Source organism: Candidatus Sordicultor fermentans (genome assembly GCF_012728195.1).
GTDB classification, from domain to species: Bacteria; Atribacterota; Atribacteria; order Atribacterales; family Caldatribacteriaceae; genus Sordicultor; species Sordicultor fermentans.
In genome coordinates, this window is sequence record NZ_JAAYFP010000223.1 from 1 (window position 1) to 2,580 (window position 2,580).

A 2,580-nucleotide genomic window follows, 5' to 3' on the forward strand; every position below is an offset into this window, starting at 1 on the left:
AACTTGAATAAAACAAAGCAACTAAAGCATATTTGTCATATTCTGACAATTCCACCTCCCTCTTATCTACGTTTTCCAACCAGTTACCATTCAAAAGCTTTTTATAATAAGTTTCTTTAGATTTTTCCGTTTTTTTATCACTACCCAAAAGAGGAGAAAACTCTTCTCTAAAAAAGTCCTCTACCTGAACCTCATCGGTTCCGTCCCTCTGCCCTATTTTAGATAATAATGGCTCTATATCCTCTATTTCCTTTTTCTTCCACAGCCATGCAAGGGAAAGCTTAATCAATTCCTCAGAGTAAACTTTCCCTCTTCCAGATTGAAGCCCTTTCACAAAAACCCATACATAAACATTAGGCTCATTGGAAAAAGCCCTGAACTCTTCTTGAGATATATCGTATTCCAGGTTATCGCTTTTATTCGTAACCTTTCCATCCCTATAGAAATATCTTCTCAGAACTCTTCCCATTCTTTGAATCAAAGCATCAAGAGGACAGATTTCAGTAAAGAGAACGTCTGCATCTATATCCAAAGATGCCTCAACAACCTGTGTAGCTACAAGAATCTCACCAATATTCTCTGTAGGAGGTTTGGGGTTTTTGAATTTCTCAATATATTCGGTTTCTTTGTTTCTCCTATCTTCGAGGGTAAAGCGAGAGTGTAACAAAAAGATGTTATTCTCTAGGGAAGAAGAGCAAGCCTTCTCCACTAATTTTCTATAAACTTCTTGTGCAAAGTTAACAGTATTTAAAATTACCAGGACTCTTTTACCGCTTTCAGCTTCCCTGATTATTTTCTCTATCTTATCTTCTGGCAACTCGAATATCGGAGTCTTCTCGCCTTTTTTATTTTTTATTAGTTCCACTTCCAGCTTATGTTTAAAAATTTTTTGGAATTTATCTTTTTCATTTTCATAAATGTTTATCATTTCACAATCAGGGGCTGATTCCTTTATCCTATTTTCTACGAATTTAGGCAATGTCGCCGTCATTAGTAGAAATTTCCCACCCATTTTGTGCATCCATTCCATAAATTTAGTAACTATCGCACAAGCTTTCGGGTCATAAGCCTGTATTTCGTCAATTACAAGGCGAGAGTAAGAAAGAAGCGCAAACACTTTTTCATATCCAGGGGGCCTCAAAGCATAAGGGAAAAACTGGTCTCCAGTAGATATCATTACTGGATAGGAAAGTTGCTTTGCAAGGTCATAAAGTTTCATTGTACCAGCTTCGTCAGTCTCTTGGCTTAACAAATACACATCGGCATCCGAATGTAAAAGCCCGGCTTTACCTTCCCCAAACACTTCCTTTGCTCTTCCTTCATAAGTTTGGTTAACTGCTGAGCGGATAGGAAGAGTATAGAGAAGCTTTTCACCCCTCGACCATAAAAAGGCAAATTCAGTCTTACCATACCCCGTAGGAGCAACAAGAATGACATTTTTATCTTTGTTATTTGCCAGGGTACCAAACTGCCAGGCGTCATGTCCAATTTTGCCTGCAATCTTGTTCTCAATTTCATCTTCTGCTTTGGGTTCTATTTCTACCCTATCAAGACTTTCTCCCTCCTTTTCACACCATGACGCAAAGTGGTCACATCTTTGCAGAAAACCTGCTATTAATATCCGCTCTTTCTTCACTTCCCCTCTCAATGGTTCATAGTCAAGCTTATAAGGAGGAATGGCAAGATCTACAAAGCTTCTTCCATTTATAATGCTTTCGAGCCACTTTTTATTTATATCAATAAAATCCCCATATTCATTAAGTTCTGAAAACTCATCATGTAGATTGCTTTTTAAAGTTTCTCCCCATTCTCCCAGCACCTTTTCGCACAACCTTACCAATACCTTGTTGCTTCCCAAAATAAACTCGTCAAAGCTTTCTCTCCAGTGATGATAAGCAACGGCTGAAATTATAAAATTAAAATAATCATCACCAAATTTGTTTTTTAGCTCATCTTTATCAATCCAAAAAATAGAAAACAGAGAATGAGGAACATCGTAAACTACATCCTGAGGTTGTTATTCCTTATTACCCAGGGATTTTATCTGAAAAGAAGGCAAAACTTTTCCCAGGTCATGCAATAAGATAGCAGCCTTTGTTGCTTCTACTAAACTGTTATTATTATCTTCGCTTAACTTTTTCTGAATGTTTTCAAACACCTCCAGCGCATCAGAAGTATGCCTTGATAAAGTTATCTTTTCTCTGTTTTTATCACGGAACTTCGCTAAAATCTCTCTCATTTTTTAATCCCTCTTTTAAATTGGCAAAGAATACAGGCACTTTTTCTCCAGAATCAAAATAAGTAAATATATCTCCCAAATTCCCATCATTAAGTTTTGTCCTTATATAATCAAAATTTCTTACCCCGCCTTTTATCCTGTAAAAAGTTGTAAGGCTATAAATTAGCCCGCCTATATCTTTGAATTCAAAGCTGCATTTTTCATCAAAGGCTTTCTCAGGAATCCAGAAGAAATAACCATAGTTTCCGTTTATCTCTCGGACCTCAAGCTCGATTTTCTCCAACTCTTTTATTACAATCCAATCTTCAGCTCTTCCAAGATGCAAGGTAGAAGACTTGCCA

The 2,580-nt window shown here is 36.9% G+C and carries 2 protein-coding genes and 1 pseudogene; all 3 read right to left on the reverse strand.

What is annotated here, in order from left to right; genetic code table 11:
• Positions 1-1,840, reverse strand: a 1,840-nt coding sequence (gene cas3, locus GXZ17_RS10740; RefSeq protein WP_409377279.1) for a CRISPR-associated helicase Cas3', incomplete at its 3' end; no start/stop codon positions are given.
• A 177-nt stretch (positions 1,841-2,017) separates the two neighbouring features.
• The gene (locus GXZ17_RS10745; RefSeq protein WP_409377280.1) at positions 2,018-2,239 is read right to left on the reverse strand and encodes a hypothetical protein; all 222 of its coding nucleotides are present in this window, start codon (positions 2,237-2,239) and stop codon (positions 2,018-2,020) included.
• Positions 2,211-2,580: pseudogene (locus tag GXZ17_RS10750) on the reverse strand (type I-B CRISPR-associated protein Cas5); the annotation flags it as partial. The pseudogene GXZ17_RS10750 and the gene GXZ17_RS10745, both read right to left, overlap by 29 nt.